The 15,595-nt window shown below is 39.6% G+C and carries 16 protein-coding genes and 2 rRNA genes (1 of these 18 running past the window's edge); 5 read left to right on the top strand and 13 right to left on the bottom strand.

Translation table 11 applies throughout. The features are described 5' to 3' along the window. Window positions 1-489, top strand: a 23S ribosomal RNA gene (locus QWY93_RS01515) (it extends 2,393 nt beyond the left edge of the window). Window positions 490-562: 73 nt separating this feature from the next. Then, window positions 563-673, top strand: a 5S ribosomal RNA gene (rrf, locus tag QWY93_RS01510). A gap of 169 nt (window positions 674-842) precedes the next feature. Here rrf and QWY93_RS01505 read toward each other — a convergent pair. The 3 genes from QWY93_RS01505 to QWY93_RS01495 are packed head-to-tail and all read right to left on the bottom strand — an operon-like array spanning window position 843 to window position 4,208. Continuing rightward, window positions 843-1,433: a Maf family nucleotide pyrophosphatase gene (locus tag QWY93_RS01505; RefSeq protein ID WP_290246428.1), complete on the bottom strand. Its 591-nt coding sequence runs from the start codon at window positions 1,431-1,433 to the stop codon at window positions 843-845. Window positions 1,434-1,438: 5 nt separating this feature from the next. After that, window positions 1,439-2,713 (bottom strand): DUF1015 domain-containing protein, encoded by a 1,275-nt coding sequence (locus QWY93_RS01500; protein ID WP_290246427.1) that lies wholly within the window; start codon window positions 2,711-2,713, stop codon window positions 1,439-1,441. Then, a complete protein-coding gene (locus tag QWY93_RS01495) occupies window positions 2,706-4,208 on the bottom strand; it encodes an acetyl-CoA carboxylase biotin carboxylase subunit (RefSeq protein WP_290246426.1) in 1,503 nt (500 codons plus the stop codon). The genes QWY93_RS01500 and QWY93_RS01495 overlap by 8 nt, the downstream gene beginning before the upstream one ends. Window positions 4,209-4,382: 174 nt before the next feature. On the opposite strand from QWY93_RS01495, the gene QWY93_RS01490 reads away from it, so the two are divergent. Further along, window positions 4,383-5,633 (top strand): aminotransferase class I/II-fold pyridoxal phosphate-dependent enzyme, encoded by a 1,251-nt coding sequence (locus QWY93_RS01490; protein WP_290246425.1) that lies wholly within the window; start codon window positions 4,383-4,385, stop codon window positions 5,631-5,633. 98 nt (window positions 5,634-5,731) lie between these two features. Then, entirely contained in the window at window positions 5,732-5,908 is a 177-nt protein-coding gene (locus QWY93_RS01485) for a BF3379 family histone-like protein (RefSeq protein WP_290246424.1), read from the top strand. 38 nt (window positions 5,909-5,946) lie between these two features. Here QWY93_RS01485 and dapA read toward each other — a convergent pair whose 3' ends face one another. From dapA to ligA, 3 genes are read right to left on the bottom strand one after another with little or no spacing between them, the layout of a single operon-like run. Further along, entirely contained in the window at window positions 5,947-6,807 is an 861-nt protein-coding gene (dapA, locus tag QWY93_RS01480; RefSeq protein WP_290246423.1) for a 4-hydroxy-tetrahydrodipicolinate synthase, read from the bottom strand. Next, the gene (locus QWY93_RS01475) at window positions 6,804-7,295 is read right to left on the bottom strand and encodes a DUF6913 domain-containing protein (protein ID WP_290246422.1); all 492 of its coding nucleotides are present in this window, start codon (window positions 7,293-7,295) and stop codon (window positions 6,804-6,806) included. The genes dapA and QWY93_RS01475 overlap by 4 nt, the downstream gene beginning before the upstream one ends. Before the next feature lie 18 nt (window positions 7,296-7,313). Beyond that, entirely contained in the window at window positions 7,314-9,776 is a 2,463-nt protein-coding gene (gene ligA / locus QWY93_RS01470; protein ID WP_290246421.1) for an NAD-dependent DNA ligase LigA, read from the bottom strand. 108 nt (window positions 9,777-9,884) lie between these two features. On the opposite strand from ligA, the gene QWY93_RS01465 reads away from it, so the two are divergent. Continuing rightward, the gene (locus QWY93_RS01465) at window positions 9,885-10,553 is read left to right on the top strand and encodes a TetR/AcrR family transcriptional regulator (protein WP_290246420.1); all 669 of its coding nucleotides are present in this window, start codon (window positions 9,885-9,887) and stop codon (window positions 10,551-10,553) included. A 9-nt stretch (window positions 10,554-10,562) separates the two neighbouring features. Here the strand turns inward: QWY93_RS01465 and xseB are convergent, their stop codons facing one another. The 7 genes from xseB to QWY93_RS01430 all read right to left on the bottom strand — a co-directional run bounded on the left by xseB (window position 10,563) and on the right by QWY93_RS01430 (window position 15,257). Beyond that, window positions 10,563-10,772, bottom strand: a complete 210-nt coding sequence (gene xseB / locus QWY93_RS01460; RefSeq protein WP_290246419.1) for an exodeoxyribonuclease VII small subunit — start codon at window positions 10,770-10,772, stop codon at window positions 10,563-10,565. Beyond that, entirely contained in the window at window positions 10,762-12,078 is a 1,317-nt protein-coding gene (gene xseA, locus QWY93_RS01455; protein WP_290246418.1) for an exodeoxyribonuclease VII large subunit, read from the bottom strand. Before xseA ends, xseB begins: the two co-directional genes overlap by 11 nt. Window positions 12,079-12,182: 104 nt before the next feature. Further along, window positions 12,183-12,752, bottom strand: a complete 570-nt coding sequence (locus QWY93_RS01450) for a Spy/CpxP family protein refolding chaperone (protein ID WP_290246417.1) — start codon at window positions 12,750-12,752, stop codon at window positions 12,183-12,185. A gap of 10 nt (window positions 12,753-12,762) precedes the next feature. After that, window positions 12,763-13,143, bottom strand: a complete 381-nt coding sequence (locus QWY93_RS01445; RefSeq protein WP_290246416.1) for a hypothetical protein — start codon at window positions 13,141-13,143, stop codon at window positions 12,763-12,765. A 35-nt stretch (window positions 13,144-13,178) separates the two neighbouring features. After that, on the bottom strand, window positions 13,179-13,727 hold the full coding sequence (locus tag QWY93_RS01440) for an RNA polymerase sigma factor (RefSeq protein WP_290246415.1): 549 nt from the start codon (window positions 13,725-13,727) through the stop codon (window positions 13,179-13,181). 260 nt (window positions 13,728-13,987) lie between these two features. After that, window positions 13,988-14,911, bottom strand: a complete 924-nt coding sequence (locus QWY93_RS01435; protein ID WP_290246414.1) for a universal stress protein — start codon at window positions 14,909-14,911, stop codon at window positions 13,988-13,990. 40 nt (window positions 14,912-14,951) lie between these two features. Further along, window positions 14,952-15,257, bottom strand: coding sequence for a hypothetical protein (locus QWY93_RS01430; protein ID WP_290246413.1), 306 nt, complete (start codon window positions 15,255-15,257; stop codon window positions 14,952-14,954). Window positions 15,258-15,595: the final 338 nt, after the last annotated feature.

Here is a 15,595-nt window from a genome sequence, read left to right as displayed (position 1 = left end):
GCGGTACCGTATGGAAGGGCCGTCGCTCAAAGGATAAAAGGTACTCTGGGGATAACAGGCTGATCTCCCCCAAGAGCTCACATCGACGGGGAGGTTTGGCACCTCGATGTCGGCTCGTCACATCCTGGGGCTGGAGAAGGTCCCAAGGGTTGGGCTGTTCGCCCATTAAAGTGGCACGCGAGCTGGGTTCAGAACGTCGTGAGACAGTTCGGTCCCTATCTGTTGCGGGCGTGGGAAACTTGAGAGGGTCTGACCTTAGTACGAGAGGACCGGGTTGGACGGACCGCTGGTGTACCGGTTGTGGTGCCAACTGCACTGCCGGGTAGCTACGTCCGGAAGGGATAAGCGCTGAAAGCATCTAAGTGCGAAACCCTCCTCGAGATGAGGTTTCCAAACAGGGTTGTCAGAGACGATGACGTAGATAGGCTGCAGGTGTAAAGTCGGAGACGGCATAGCTGAGCAGTACTAATAGCCCGAAAACTTGATTGCACTGTTGGTTTGTATTGTCTGTCCATTGTCAAAAGAATTTAAGAAATTATAGTGCCCTGAGTGGCCAAAGATTTTGGGCGGCCCGGCGCAGGGGATCACCTCTTCCCATCCCGAACAGAGAAGTTAAGCCCTGCCGCGCCGATGGTACTGGAGTTACATCCGGGAGAGTAGGTCGCCGCCCCCATTCATTCAACCCACTGCTTTAGCAGTGGGCTTTTTTTGTTTTAGGATAGGAAGATGGGAACCGGGGCCGGGAAAGGGGGGACGGAACTGCGCCAAAAATATTTTCTACGCAGCTTCGGGTTTGGCCTTACATTAATGGCATCCCTTAGATATCAAATATTAGCTCAATCCTAATAATTTGATTTCCAGTTCTTTAGCTCTTCATAAACCCGGTGCACAGGAAGTCCCATCACCGTATAAAAGGAGCCTATTAATTTAAAAACTGCTGCGTATCCTATCCATTCTTGGACGCCATAGGAACCAGCTTTGTCAAATGGGTGGTAATTATCAATGTATGCTTCTATTTCATCTATAGAAAGATTTCTAAGATGAACTTCCGTAAGGTCATCGAAAGCGATTTTTTTGTTTTTGCCCATCATACAAACCCCCGAAATAACATGATGGACGTTTCCGGAGAGCTGTTTCAACATTTGGATGGCTTCCTCCCGGTCTTTTGGTTTATTCAACACCTGACCATTTATTAGTACTGTGGTATCTGATGTGATTATAATTTCATTATCACCCATTTCATCAACGAAGGCCGCTGCTTTTTTTTCGGCCAAATAACGGGCAACCTGGTTTTGAGGCAAATCTTCCGGAAAATCTTCGTTGACTTCCTTAGTCCTTATTTCGAAATCAATATCCAATCCTTGTAATATTTCCTGGCGCCGGGGGGATTTGGAAGCTAAAATAATTTTATAGGGAGGAAGTAATTTATTCATAAAGTTTAAATGTATGGAAAATTGATGTCTTTTTGTTCAATGGAATAAAACAAAAGTCCAGTTAAAGTTTTTGGATAAAAATACGTGGACTTTTGGGGCATAGTGGATCCGGATTTACAAACTGCAATTACCTCTTGAATGGAAATTTCCCTGGTAAATACAGCTAATGTAGCCTTCCCACTTTTTACCTGTTTGAAGCATTGCTCCATATCCCTTTCATAGGAGATCTTATCAGAATTGGTTTGTTTCATTTTGGGGATCCCCAAAATTTGTTCGACAAAGAAATGGTGAAGTACGGATAAATCCAAGTTTTTCACTGCTTCAGGGCTTTTTGTTGGAAAAGCCCTGAAGCTTTCTGGGCGAAGTTGAACAAAATAAGCAGCTTCCTTAAATAGGAGAAGAAAACTCCAATTTGTAACCAATGGAAAATTATTAATATCCCTAGGAGAGTTAAGCTTTTTGATATTAAAGAATTTTTCTAATCGAGTGACAATATCCTCTTGTGCAATTTCAAGATTTCGGAAAAGTCGATGTGTAGGTAGTATTTTCAACTGGTTAGAACTTCCATTTGTAAAATACATCATATGATAATTAAAAGCCTCATTTTTGGAAGCACCTGTTTGGGGTTGTAAAAGCTTTTGGTGAGCAATTGCTCCCTCTAAACGGTGGTGTCCATCCGCTAATATGATTGTTTGGGATTCCATTACTTGTATAAATTTGGCAATGGATTGGGGATCATTAATTACGGCAATGGATTCTTTGACCCCATCTTGATTTTCAAATTCAAATAAGGGAGAAGACATGGCTTGGTCCATTAAAGGCTCCAGGCGGAAAGAAGGATCCTCGTACAATCCATGTGTTGGGTTGGGCTGAAGTTGGGTTTGCTTAAGAAGTTTGACCTGGTTTTTCACCGGAGTATCCAGGGTGTCTTCATGCCTTAATATGGCCTTTGAATCCCTAAGGTCTATGAGGGCAACAAAACCTTTAAGGCAATAGGTTTCCCCTTTAAATTTATAATTTTGATAAAATACATAAATGCCAGGGGAAGTATCCTGGACCAAAATGTTTTTACTTTTCCATTCGGAAAGTTTTTTTGCTGCATGATCTGTTTCCAATTTGATGGAAATAGGGGTGAGGTGAATGCTGTTTCTGGGATTTTGGAATAAGTGCTTAATTTCTTTGTCTGAGAGGTTGTCAGCAAGTGGGGCCACCAAATTTTTCAACGAAGGCCAAAGTATGGGATGGTAATGCCAAGCTTGGAATGGAATGATATTAGCCATCTTTTAACCTTTTTTTCCATAAGGAGATATTATTTTCCTCGCTAATGCCAGAATTTGAAGAATGATGTTTTCGATAAAAATGCACCCCAATGGCAGCCAAAACTTCCTGTTCGTTTTTATCAAAATTGGATTTTAATTTTTTTGGTCTAAAGTGCAATTCAATAAATTTAGTATTAAAATTCCCATTTTGGAAACAAGGGTGCTCCATCACAAACCGTGCAAAGGATAAAGTTGTCTCCAGACCGGCAATTTGATATTCCTGTACTGCTCTAATCATTCTTTGAATGGCTTTTTCACGGTTCTCATCATGAACCACCAATTTAGCAATCATGGGATCATAATGAATTGGGATTTCCAGGCCTTCCTCAAAACCATCGTCAACCCTGACCCCCGGACCTTGTGGCCTTTTATAAGTTCTAAGCTTGCCTATATCAGGTAAAAAATTATTTTGTGGATCTTCAGCATAAACCCTGACCTCAATTGCATGACCATTTATGGTTAGATCTTCTTGCCCGAAATCCAAACTTCTTCCCTCAGCGATAAGGATTTGGTACTTCACCAAGTCTTTTCCCGTAATCATTTCGGTAACCGGATGTTCCACCTGAAGTCTGGTGTTCATCTCCAGAAAATAGAAATTTAGTTCTTCATCCACTATAAATTCAACCGTACCCGCACCATGGTAATGGCAAGATTTGGCCACTTTAATGGCGGCTACCCCCATTTCCTTTCTCATTTTCTCTGAAACCACTGGGGATGGAGCCTCTTCAATGACTTTTTGATGCCTCCTTTGAATAGAGCATTCCCTTTCAAAAAGGTAAACCATATGGCCCTGTTGGTCACCTAAAATTTGAATTTCAATATGTCGAGGGGAACTGATATATTTTTCAAGGAAAACGGCAGGGTTTCCAAAGGCGGATTTTGCTTCACTTATGGCTCTTTGGAGCTGGTTTTCCAAATCCCCTTCCTTTTCAACAACCCTCATACCTTTTCCTCCGCCTCCAGCACTGGCTTTGATTAAAATGGGATAACCAATTTTTTTTGCAGTATTTTTTGCTTCCTGAAGGTCGGTGATGGCCACATCCGTTCCCGGGATCATGGGGATTTTGTATTGACTTACCGCTTTCTTGGCCGATAGTTTATCTCCCATTATTTGGATGGATTTTGAGGAAGGGCCTATAAAAATAAGGCCAGCATCCTCCACCAATTGGGCAAACTCCGAATTTTCAGAAAGAAATCCATATCCAGGATGGATGCCATCCACTTTTAATTTTAGAGCATAATCAACAATTTTCTTCCCATTGAGGTAGGATTGGGATGAGGGGCTCGGCCCCAGGAAAACCGCTTCATCAGCAAACCTGACGTGGGGGGACTTCCGGTCGGCTTCACTGTAAACAGCCACTGCTCTGATCCCCATTTCCCGGGCAGTCCTCATTATTCGTAGGGCGATTTCGCCCCTGTTGGCAACCAAAATTTTTTTTATTTTTTTATTGACCATGTCCAGATTTTTTTTTATGACGGGGTTTATTACTAAATAAATAAAAATAGTGAACTATTGAAAGAATAATTGAAATGTGGGATGAATTTTGCAATAAAGATCAAAATGTAGTAGTTTTGAGGGTTTTAACGAAAACTATAGCGTTAGGATTAAGTAATTTAAACAGTTTGAGCTTTGGATATATTCGAGAAATTACACACCAATCTGGGGCCTTTGGGCAAGCATTCTGAGTTATCAGAAGGTTACTTTATGTTCCCCAAATTAGAAGGGGAGATTGCCCCCAGGATGAAATTTAAAGGAAAAGAAGTGTTAACCTGGAGTTTGAACAACTATCTGGGGTTGGCCAATCATCCTGAAGTAAGAAAAGCAGATGCTGAAGCTGCCCAGAAATGGGGAGCCGCATATCCAATGGGTGCAAGGATGATGTCTGGAAATACGGACTTGCATGAAAAATTGGAAAGTGAACTGGCTGAATTTGTCGGAAAGGAAAAAGCCTACTTGCTTAATTATGGTTACCAGGGAATCATGTCTGTAATTGATTCTTTGGTGGACAGAAAGGACGTCATTGTATATGACAGTGAATGCCATGCTTGTATCATTGATGCCTTGAGAATGCATATGGGGAAACGGTTTGTTTTTCCTCATAATGACATGGAGAACTTTGAAAAACAGCTTCAAAGGGCAGAAAAGCTTACCAAGGAAACAGGCGGTGGTATCTTGGTCATTACAGAGGGAGTATTTGGAATGACCGGTAATATGGGCAACCTGAAAGGTATTGTCCAGTATAAAAGAAAATATCAGTTCAGGTTATTGGTAGATGATGCCCACGGTTTTGGTACCATGGGTGAAAATGGTGCCGGAGCAGGTGAGGAGCAAGGCGTTCAAGATCAAATTGACCTATATTTCTCCACCTTTGCCAAATCCATGGCAGGTATTGGAGCTTTCATTGCCGGTAATGAACCTGTGGTTCATTACCTGAAATACAATATGCGTTCCCAGATCTTTGCCAAATCCTTGCCCATGATTTTTGTGGAAGGTGGTTTGAAGCGATTGGAATTATTGAGAAGCAAGCCAGAGTTAAAGGCCAACCTTTGGAAGGTGGTCAATGCCCTTCAAAATGGTTTGAAAGCAAAAGGGTTTAGCATTGGGACAACTACCACCCCGGTAACCCCGGTTGTTCTAAACGGAACTGTTGGTGAAGCGGCAACGCTGAGCAAGGACCTTAGGGAAAATTACAATATTTTCTGTTCGGTAGTAATTTATCCTGTAGTCCCAAAGGGAATGATTATTCTTAGGTTGATCCCGACCGCCTCGCATACTCTTGAGGATGTGGAAGAAACCATCACAGCATTTGAAGCGGTGAAAGATAAATTGACCAGTGGATATTACCGAAATACGGAATTGGCTACTAGCTTTGGGGAATAAGATTTTCAAAAAAACGCCCCATACTGTTGTTTTATAAACATTTTAACTATATTGAACAAAAAATAAAATTATCATCAACCTAAAAATTAATTTTTATTATGAGCAGATTTAGTGAAATCAAGGACCTAGTGACGGCTTTAGAGGCTGACTTTGAAAAGTTCTATGAAAAGAATAATCAAGCAGCAGGTACTAGAGTTAGAAAAGGTATGCAAGATCTGAAAAATATAGCTCAAGAAATCCGTAAGGAAGTTCAAGAGATGAAAAATAAAGGTTAATTCCAATTAAAAAAAGGTGACCATTTGGCCACCTTTTTTTATACCCTTTGCAATACATCTTTTATTCTTTCGTTCAATTCTGGAGTTGCTTTTAAAAGTGGTAACCTCACTTGGTCTCCACATATTCCCATATGCTTCAGTAAATTTTTTACTCCCACTGGGTTACTTTCAGCGTACATATGAGGATTTATTTCTAAAAGCCTAAATGCGGCTTTCATGGAAGTTTCTTTATCACCGTGAATAATATCCTTAAAAATTTCTGGATAGGCATTGGCCAAAACAGAAATGACTCCTTCACAACCAATAGCCCTCAGGGCACAAGTTAGAATGTCATCACCAGAAATCAATAGGAATTCCTCTGGTTTATGATGGACAATCTGCATGCACTGTTCTATATCTCCACTGGCTTCTTTAATGCCCACGATATTGGGGTGTTTGGCAAGTTCTAAGGTGGTGCTTGCTGTCATATTTGACATGGTCCTTCCCGGTACATTATAAAGAATAACAGGAACAGGACTTTCATCTGCGATATTTTGGAAGTGAGAGATGATTCCCTGTTGGGAGGGCTTGTTATAATAAGGGCTGACAGAAAGTATGCCTGAAACACCAGTAAAATCCGTATCCCTTATTTCCTCCATTGCCGCCTGGGTATTATTGCTTCCAACCCCATATACAATGGGAACTCTTTCCTTATTCACCTTGATCGAAGATGCTAAAACGGCTTGTTTTTCTGGTTTGGTCATGGTAGCGGTTTCTCCAGTGGTGCCCAATACAACCAGGTAATCTGCACCACCCTGGATGACATGCTCTATCACTTTTTCAAACCCACTATAATCAATGGATCCATCCTCATGAAACGGAGTAACCAAGGCTACCCCAGTCCCTTTAAACTTTTTCATTTTATCTTCTTTAGGTATTTAAGTAAATGTTTTATACTTGATTCAAGGCTCTCTTTTTCCTTTTGAAGCATTAAATCGAAATATTGGCTTAATTCTTTACGGTAAAAGCCGACCGTGTAAACAGGTTGTTTACGGGCTAATATCAATTCCGTGAAGGGATTAAAATCTGTGGAAGGAATCAATAGTAAATCAGTTTTTTCCTGGAGAAAAAGCTGAAGTTTTTGGTTGGGTTGACCAAAAAGAGAAAAATCCTTGTATGAAAATGTTTCCTCGCTTTCACTTGATTCATCATAATGCATTCCCTTAATGCTGATATTTTGGCCCCATTCTGATTTTAGAACTGACTCTGCAGCGAGCAGTTCTGTGTAAGAAATCGCTAAAATATGAATAGAATTCCAATGCTCCATCGATTTCTTGGATTTCTCCACCTTTTTAGCCCGAATTTTTTTTAGCCTTTGTTTTATAAAGAATTCTTTTACCCTCTTCATGCACCTATCTTTTCAGGGTTATTCTTTTATCATCTTTAAGAAGGCCTCCTCCGAAATCATTTTAACTCCAAGTTGTTCGGCTTTTTCTTTTTTACTCGGGCCCATATCTGCACCTTCAATGATAAAATCCAGGTTTTTGGATACTGATTTTACATATTGTCCACCATGGGAGTTGATGGTCTCTATAATTTCATCTCTCTTGAAATGTTCAAACTTTCCGGAGGCCAAAATTTTTAATCCCTTTAATTTTTCACTGGCTACTTCAGGTTTGTCCTCTTTTTTAATTTCAAAATGAAGCCCTTCTTGTTTTAATTCCTCAATCATTTTGAGGTGTTTTTCCTGAGCAAAATACTCTTGAATGCTTTGTACCAAAGTTTCACCCACACCATTGATGGCTAATAATTCTTCTTGGTCTGCCTGAATCAGCGCGTCAATATTAAGGAAATGCCTGGCCAATATCTGAGCCGTGTTTTCTCCAATATTCCGGATTCCCAAAGCAAATAAGACTTTTTCAAAAGACTGGTTTTTAGAGGCTTCAATTCCTTTAAGCATATTTGAAATTACCCCTGACTGGAAGGTGTTTCCTTTTAGCCGCTTGATTTTATCCTTTTGTTCCTGTGTGAGGTCCAGGGATAATGCCAAAACTATATCATGTACTGTGTTTTTTTTCCTCGTTATTTTGTTCAATTCATCCAATGAAACCTGCTTTCCAAGGAAGAGATAAAGCACGGAGGAAACAGGGAGATAATCCTCCATTTTGTCAAAATTTTCCTTAGAAAGTACATCCTGCAGTTTTTTCAAATTAGCCTGGTTAAGGCTCGCCTTGTTCTTTTTCTCCATTATAAAATTTTCAAAAGCCTCCAGTTTATGGGCTTGGTCTACTTCTTCATTGCTTTGGAGAAATTTCTCTATGGATGCCAATGAGATGCCTTCGGTAATTGCAAATAGAGCCTTCTTTAGGGAAACAAAAAGGTAACCATTGCTGCTTTTGGTATATTGGTCGGCATTTATTTCAAGACCCAAAAGCTGCTGTTTTTGGTCTTTTAGTTTATATATGTCAGAGGGATTGGAAATGTATCCCTGGGTTATCAATGCCCTAAGCCTTTCTGTTCCCAGGGAATCAATGTCCATGGCTCTTTTATGTACAAAATGTTCAATTCTTCCCAAAACTTGTGGGGGGCAAGAAGTGGTATTGGGGCAAAAATGTTTCGCTTCCCCTTCTTTTCTTTCCAAGGGAGTCCCACATTCGGGGCATTGGGTGATATAGCTAATCGGCTTACTGGAGTTTTCTCGTTTTTCCAGCACCACACCTGTGATTTTGGGAATGATTTCTCCTCCTTTTTCCACATTGACAGTATCGCCCATGTGCAGGTCTAATCTTTCAATTTCATTGGCATTATGAAGAGAAGCTCTTTTTACAGTGGTTCCCGCCAATGATACAGGGGAAAGGTTTGCTACAGGGGTGATGGCTCCTGTCCGTCCTACCTGATAGGTTACTGAAAGTAATTTGCTTTCGGCACTTTCTGCTTTGTACTTGTAGGCAATGGCCCATCTGGGATTTTTTGCAGTAAATCCCAGAGTTTCCCTATGCTGGTAATTGTTAACCTTTAAAACCACCCCATCGGTTTCCAAAGGAAGTTGATGCCTTTTTTCCCTCCAGGATTCTATATAATCTAGCACCTCCTCAAAATTGTTACAATTTTTGTAAGTAGGGGATACATTGAACCCCCATTTTTCCATTAGTTGAACTGCTTCATTGTGGTTTTCTACAGATAAATCCTCTCCAAGAAGCTGATAAAAATAACAATTGAGCCTCCTTTTGGCCACGATGCTGCTGTCCTGCATCTTTAAAGTCCCTGATGTAGTATTCCTCGGATTGGCCAATAAGGCTTCTCCGTTGGCTTCCCTTTCGGCATTGATCTTTTCAAATTCCTTTTTGGGCAAAAAGATTTCTCCCCGGATATCAAATTTTTCCGGATAGTCATTTCCTTTTAGGTGCAAGGGGATATTCCGGATTGTTTTTACATTGGCGGTTACATCATCTCCTTTATATCCGTCACCTCGGGTTACTGCCCTGACAAGATCGCCATTTTCATATATCAGACTGATGGCTACCCCGTCAAATTTTAGCTCGCAAAAATAGGAGTAATCACGATGTCCCAAGCCTTTAGCCACTCTTTCGTCAAATGCTTCTAACTCCTCTTTGGAATAGGTGTTGCCCAGGGACAACATCCGGGTTTCATGTTCAACCGTCTCAAATTCCTTAGTAATGGTACCCCCGACATGTTGGCTAGGGCTATTTTTATCCTGTAATTCGGGAAACTGTTCTTCCAGATGGACCAATTCTTCCATAAGCTGATCAAACTCATAATCTGAGATTTCGGATTTATCTTCCTGGTAATAGAGTTGGTTATGGTAATTGATCTCACGGGTGAGCTTTTCTATTTTTTCTTTGGCGGCTTCTTTCGTGATTTGATCCATTTCGAACAGACTGAGGTATGGGTTAAAAGAAGTTCAAATCTACTGTTTTTTATGTGATTTTCTGAAGAGATTTGGGATGGATTCCACATTTTCATTCGGTTATTTGCCATGAATAAATTTTATTTGCAGCCCAAAACCACCATGATGGCGAAGAAAAAAGATCAATCTGCTGAAATTTTGGCCAAAGCTCATCGGCTTTTTTGGAAAACGGGCTTTACCAAAACCACCATGGAAGCCATAGCCAAAGAAATGGGCATCAGTAAGAAAACCCTTTATAAGCATTTTCCCGGAAAAGTGGATTTGCTGAAAGCCATTTTTATAGAATTGTTGGATAAAATGGCTAAAAAAATAGGGGCCATATTGGAAAATGAACATCTTCCTTTTCTGGTGCAGGTTAGGTCTCTCCATGCTACCTTGTCGGCTCAACTTTCCAGGATCAACCCTTCCTTAATGCTGGATTTGAAGGAAAACCTTCCCCACATATTCCTTCAAATAAGAGGGGAAATTATCAGTAATTGTAAAAGCCCTGTTCAAAATTTTATAAAAAAGGGAAAAGAAGAAGGCTTGATTCAGGAGGATATTCAGGATGAATTGGGAGCGGTTATTTGCATGTCGTTTTTGAAAAATTTGATGGATGAAGAATTCCTTCAGCAATTTACCAAAGAAAGTCCCAGGCAAGAACCAAAACTTGCTGAGTTGAGCCAACAGTTTTTCCTTTTGGTTTTTGAAGGGGTTTTAACGGAAGAAGCCAGGGAAGATATGAAGGGGCTTACCTAAACCAATGATTTAGGATTCTTCCTCCTCTTCTCCAAAGGCTTTTAGAATGTCCTCCTCCGTCATTCTTAATTTGGATTTACAAGCTTTTATCAGGGAACTGGCTTCTTTGACCAAATCGGCCAATTCGTCGATGCTCTTGTTATCATTTTCCAGTTGACTCACTATTTCTTCTACACGGCTTAGTGACTTGTCATAGCTAAAATTTTTTTTAGGACTCATAGGGATCGATGTTTTCGATTTTACTTTGGATTTGTTGATTTAAAGTGAAAGTGGTTATTTTATCCCCTTTGCTTAGTTTTACTTGGTTAATGGGCTTCCCCTCAATTTCTGTTCTGGTATATCCTTTTTTTAGAATTTGTTGGGGGTTTAGCTTTTGAAGGTCGTTGCTCAATGTTTCTAATTTGAGGTTTTCCCTGGCCATTAGATTTTTTACATCTTTTTTTAGATTAACTTCCAAATGACCCAAATGGGAGGCTTTAATTTTAACCAGGTTTTGGGATAGGGATTTTATCCGAAATTGCTTTAACTGGAGTATTTCTCTTTCTTGCATCAACCGATGGGTAAAAAGTTGTTTGAGCAAATGATTCTGGTCCAACAAGTAACGGTCTTCTTTTTGGAGGTAAAGGGCAACAGTTCTTTCCATTCTTTTTAGATACTGTTCCAACTGTTCCTCGAAATCACGCAACCCAGAAAGGATAAATTCCGCCACTGCAGTTGGGGTTTTCATTTTGGTATGGGCAACCATATCAGCCACAGTTTCATCCCTTTCATGCCCGATTCCAGTAATGACAGGTAATGTTGTATTGGCAATACTTCTGGCCAGCTCATAGTCATCAAAACAATCCAGATCGATTTGGGCTCCGCCTCCTCTGATGATTACAAGGAGGTCAAAACGGTTATTGAGCTGGTCCTCTTCTATCTGGTGGATTGCCTGAATGATACTGCTAACCGCCCGGTCGCCTTGTAGGGTGGCTTGGTATAGTTTCCAATGAATCCTATAACGGTGCCTGTTGTTTTCAACCTGATTGACAAAGTCGCCAAATCCAGCTGCCGAAGAGGAACTGATAATGGCTACTTTTTGTGGTACTTTGGGTAAGGGGAATTGCTTGTTCAATTCCAATAGTCCTTCCTTGGTCAACCGGTCAATGACCTCTTGACGCCTCCTTGCTTTTTCCCCTAAAGTAAAGTTGGGGTCGATATCCTTGACTATCAGACTTAACCCATAAATTTCATGAAATTGAACACTGATCTGGGCCAAAATTTTCATGCCTGCCTTTAACTCTTGTCCCGTGATGGAAGTAAAGCGACTGGATATACCCCGAAAAGTATATGCCCATATATTGGCCCTGATTTTGGCAATGAGCTGTTGATCGTTTTTTTCTACCAACTCCAGGTATGCATGGCCACGAGCAGATCCTCTCAATTCTCCAATTTCTGCAATGACCCAATAAACCGGCTCTAAATGGCTATCAAGAGTTTGTTGGATCAATTGATTTAGTTCAAACAGTGAGAGTGGTCTTTGCATGGAGGCAAAATAAAGAAAAAAATACGGATCAATTTCAGGCTTTGGGAAAAATAGCCTGGGAAAGCTACTGTTTATTAAATATTAATGAGAGCAAGAATACCCAACTAATTGCAATAATGATTGCCTTCCTCAATGGAATTGGAAATGGCTAAATTTTCCGCCAATTGATATAAGGTTGGTGTTTTTGTTATTTTACTTTTGGGAGCCCACGGCAAAAAGCCTGTTGACTCTTTTTCATCTTTATGTTTTCTTTTTTGCATTCTATAGAGATGACGGACAAAATCCCGGTCCACTTTATGAAATTCAAATACCTGGATGGGGGTAAGTATTTCACTGATTTTTTTGGTGAATTCCTTTTCCAGGTCCAGTAATTCCTGTTGAATTAAAAATCGCTTTTGGATGAATGATAAAGCTTTTTCATCAGTCAGCTGTCCTTCATCCTGATGAGAAATCTCCCTTAATTCTCTGACTTTTTTATCTCTATTGTCTTCATAATCATTATAAAGGGGCCAGAATTTCGTAGCTTGTTCAGGAGTGATATCCATTCTCTGGGTGATAAAAGCTATTTTTGCTGCTTTCAACTTTTCCTTGTCAAATTTGGGTTTCCCCTCTCTCTGAGCCAGGGAAGAAAACGCAAATAGAAAACAAAATCCAATAGAAAATATAAGTTTCATAAAGGGAAGTTTAGTAACTGAGTAGTTCTTGTTCAAATTCTGATTCATCAATCTCATAAGAGCTCCATTCTTCTACCATTACCTGATCAAGGACGGCATCAGGATTTTCAGAGAAACTGAGCATGTCTTCTTCATCCCAGCTTCCATTTTCTATAAGCATTTCTAATTCATAGTCCAACTCGGCAGTGGGGGTGGAGGAGGAAGTGGTTGAAGTATCACTTATTGTCCAAAGGGTTAAGGAAAATGCCAATACCAGGGCAATAGCTGCTGCCCAACGGTATGTCAAAATAAGGTTGTTTTCCTTTTTATGCTTTTCCAGTACCTGGTCTGCCAATTGGTCAAAATAACCTTCTGGAGTGGAGAAAATATTATGTTTAGGGATGTTTTTCATATTACTTCTTTTAGACAAAGGAAAAACCTAAAGGTTTATTCCGGTTGGATTTCCTTTTCAATTTTTTTGACAGCATGGTGGTAACTTGCTTTTAATGCCCCGATTGAAGTTTGGGTAATTTGACTGATTTCCTCGTAACTTAAGTCTTCAAAATATTTAAAGTTAAATACCAACCTTTGCTTTTCAGGGAGTTTAAGTAAGATTTTTTGCAATATTACCTGGACTTGTTCTCCATCAATATGTGGTGAACTGTCCAAATAAGTGGCCATTTTCTTTTCATGGTCTTCTGCAGGGACAAAAAATCTTTTTTTCTTTTTATCCAGGAAGTTGAGGCTTTCATTGGTAGCTATTCGATAAAGCCAGGTGAAAAGGCTTGATTCACCCTTAAATTTTTCAATGTTTTTGAAGGCTTTGATAAATGTGTTTTGGGTGACATCATCTGCGTCCTCATGAATGATGACCATTTTTCGGATGACGCCATAAATTCTCCTTTGATAACCAGTTATCAATTTTCGGTAACCCAATTCTTTGGTTTTAGGGTCTTTGATAAGGGATAAAAGTGCTAAATCATCCAATGAAGCCATGGTTTGCTTTGACAGCTAATCTAAGGAATAGTTTAATCTGTGCCAGAAAAAAGTTGGTTTACCTCACCGGCTATGATTAGAGTAACTTAGTAATTGGTGTTCTGGTGCTAATGAGGTTTTGCCAAGGGCCTGGAGTTTCAATTATTAATTTCTCAGTCCTAATTACCTTGTTTTTGGCATAAGAACAAAAAAATCCCTTTGCCGAAAAGAGGTAGGCAAAGGGATAATGGGAATTTATTGCCCTTAAATGCTACTACCTGTTAGATTTCCAGGATATAATCCAGAATTCCTGCATTTTTCCCTTTTGGCCGGGTAACCAATAGCGGAAAATGGTCAATTAATTGGATGAGCCTTTCTGCCATGCTTCCAATAAATAAGGCGGTAGCAGCTGTTCTTCCTTTTGCACCAATAATGATTCCATCCACTTTTAATTCATGTGCTTTTTTGATGATATCTTCTACCGGATCATCATTATTATCCATGGTGTAAACCGGCTGGATTTTAACATTTTTGGTATCAATTTTCCTGATGAATTTTTTATAGTTCACCTCCGCGTTGACCTTCATGATAGCACCAAATTCCTCAAAACTTTTTCCAGTCAAATGGTAACCTGAAGGCACAGAAAATACATTTTGGCATATAATGTCCACATGACTACCATTTCTGTCTGCAATCATAATGGCTTCTTCCATGGCATCTTTGGAATAATCTGAAAAATCACTAGGAACCAGTAGTTTGTCAATTTTTGGAGTACAATTCTCCGGAACAATCAAAAGGGAACAACTTGCTCTTCTGGCCAACCTTTGTGAGACCACTCCGCTTCCAGGAAGTGAGGTTTTTCTTCCCACCAAAATCATATCAGCAGATTTCTCATGAGCCAATTTGAGGATTTTTTTAGAAAGCTGCCCTTCCTTTACTACATAGGTCAGGTTTATATCAAGTTTTTTGTCAAAATGGGCATCCACAACTTCTTTCATTTGCCCCTTTCTTTCATCAATCATATTGTCCACCAGGTTGGGGAATTCCTTCAGAATATCCTTTGGAATCTGGAGGTTTCTTATGACGTTAGTAAAATAAATCTTTTTTGTCTGATTGATCTTAGCGATAAAAGAAGCAAACTTTACCAGGGTTTCATCCATTTCAGAGTGATCCAGGCAAACGATGAGTTTCTTGATCTGATACATTTCCTAATTGACCTATTTTTATAATTTAATTGAATTTGCGCTAGTTATTGGTTGACTGTAACCTTCCTTTCATTGGTGAAAAAACTCTGTTTTTGAAAAGCAAATGGAAGGTCAATATAAAGTAAAAAAATTGTTTTAAAAGATTTTGAATGGGGAAAATCCATTTTGTCCCCTGCCAGTATTTCCATGCTTGCATTAGACTATTGGTGTTTTTACTCAAGGTATTTAATCGTTGAATTTTTTTCAAATTGAGAATCTCTACCCATTCGTCATTCGGTAATAATTCTAAAACAACCCAATTTGAATGCAAAATTACGAGTATTTCTGAAGTTTTTTTATTTTTCATAAAATATTTTTTTGTTTATTTCTGGTGCAGGCTTTTCTTGCCTGAAAATTTGAAATGGTTTTTCTGCCCTCTTTACCAGCCTTGTTTAGACCTGATTTTTTTATGTGGAACAAAGTTTTCATAAGAAAATAAACAAGATAAAAAAGGGTAGAGGGGAAGATTTGATATCTTCTTGCTTTCCTTTACCATTCCACAATCTTATTTGTATATTTGCAGAAGGTTCGGGTCGCTGACATGTTCAAACTTCACAATTTAAAACTATACCGAGTGAAGCCTTTTTTCAAAACCAGGCCTCATCCCGTTAGCATAGCTATCGGGACCTCGTTTCTTTGAAGCAG

Source organism: Echinicola jeungdonensis (assembly GCF_030409905.1).
Classification (GTDB): domain Bacteria; phylum Bacteroidota; class Bacteroidia; order Cytophagales; family Cyclobacteriaceae; genus Echinicola; species Echinicola jeungdonensis.
Note: the sequence above shows the minus strand (reverse complement) of the source record. Positions and strands in the feature narration are given on the sequence as shown.

Bases quoted from the DNA above. Each gene is read 5' to 3' on its own strand.
- QWY93_RS01505 (WP_290246428.1), bottom strand. From the start codon at position 1,433: ATGAATAAATTACTTCCTCCCTATAAAATTATTTTAGCTTCCAAATCC.
- QWY93_RS01500 (WP_290246427.1), bottom strand. From the start codon at position 2,713: ATGGCTAATATCATTCCATTCCAAGCTTGGCATTACCATCCCATACTT.
- QWY93_RS01495 (WP_290246426.1), bottom strand. From the start codon at position 4,208: ATGGTCAATAAAAAAATAAAAAAAATTTTGGTTGCCAACAGGGGCGAA.
- QWY93_RS01485 (WP_290246424.1), top strand. From the start codon at position 5,732: ATGAGCAGATTTAGTGAAATCAAGGACCTAGTGACGGCTTTAGAGGCT.
- dapA (WP_290246423.1), bottom strand. From the start codon at position 6,807: ATGAAAAAGTTTAAAGGGACTGGGGTAGCCTTGGTTACTCCGTTTCAT.
- QWY93_RS01475 (WP_290246422.1), bottom strand. From the start codon at position 7,295: ATGAAGAGGGTAAAAGAATTCTTTATAAAACAAAGGCTAAAAAAAATT.
- ligA (WP_290246421.1), bottom strand. From the start codon at position 9,776: ATGGATCAAATCACGAAAGAAGCCGCCAAAGAAAAAATAGAAAAGCTC.
- QWY93_RS01465 (WP_290246420.1), top strand. From the start codon at position 9,885: ATGAATAAATTTTATTTGCAGCCCAAAACCACCATGATGGCGAAGAAA.
- xseB (WP_290246419.1), bottom strand. From the start codon at position 10,772: ATGAGTCCTAAAAAAAATTTTAGCTATGACAAGTCACTAAGCCGTGTA.
- xseA (WP_290246418.1), bottom strand. From the start codon at position 12,078: ATGCAAAGACCACTCTCACTGTTTGAACTAAATCAATTGATCCAACAA.
- QWY93_RS01450 (WP_290246417.1), bottom strand. From the start codon at position 12,752: ATGAAACTTATATTTTCTATTGGATTTTGTTTTCTATTTGCGTTTTCT.
- QWY93_RS01445 (WP_290246416.1), bottom strand. From the start codon at position 13,143: ATGAAAAACATCCCTAAACATAATATTTTCTCCACTCCAGAAGGTTAT.
- QWY93_RS01440 (WP_290246415.1), bottom strand. From the start codon at position 13,727: ATGGCTTCATTGGATGATTTAGCACTTTTATCCCTTATCAAAGACCCT.
- QWY93_RS01435 (WP_290246414.1), bottom strand. From the start codon at position 14,911: ATGTATCAGATCAAGAAACTCATCGTTTGCCTGGATCACTCTGAAATG.
- QWY93_RS01430 (WP_290246413.1), bottom strand. From the start codon at position 15,257: ATGAAAAATAAAAAAACTTCAGAAATACTCGTAATTTTGCATTCAAAT.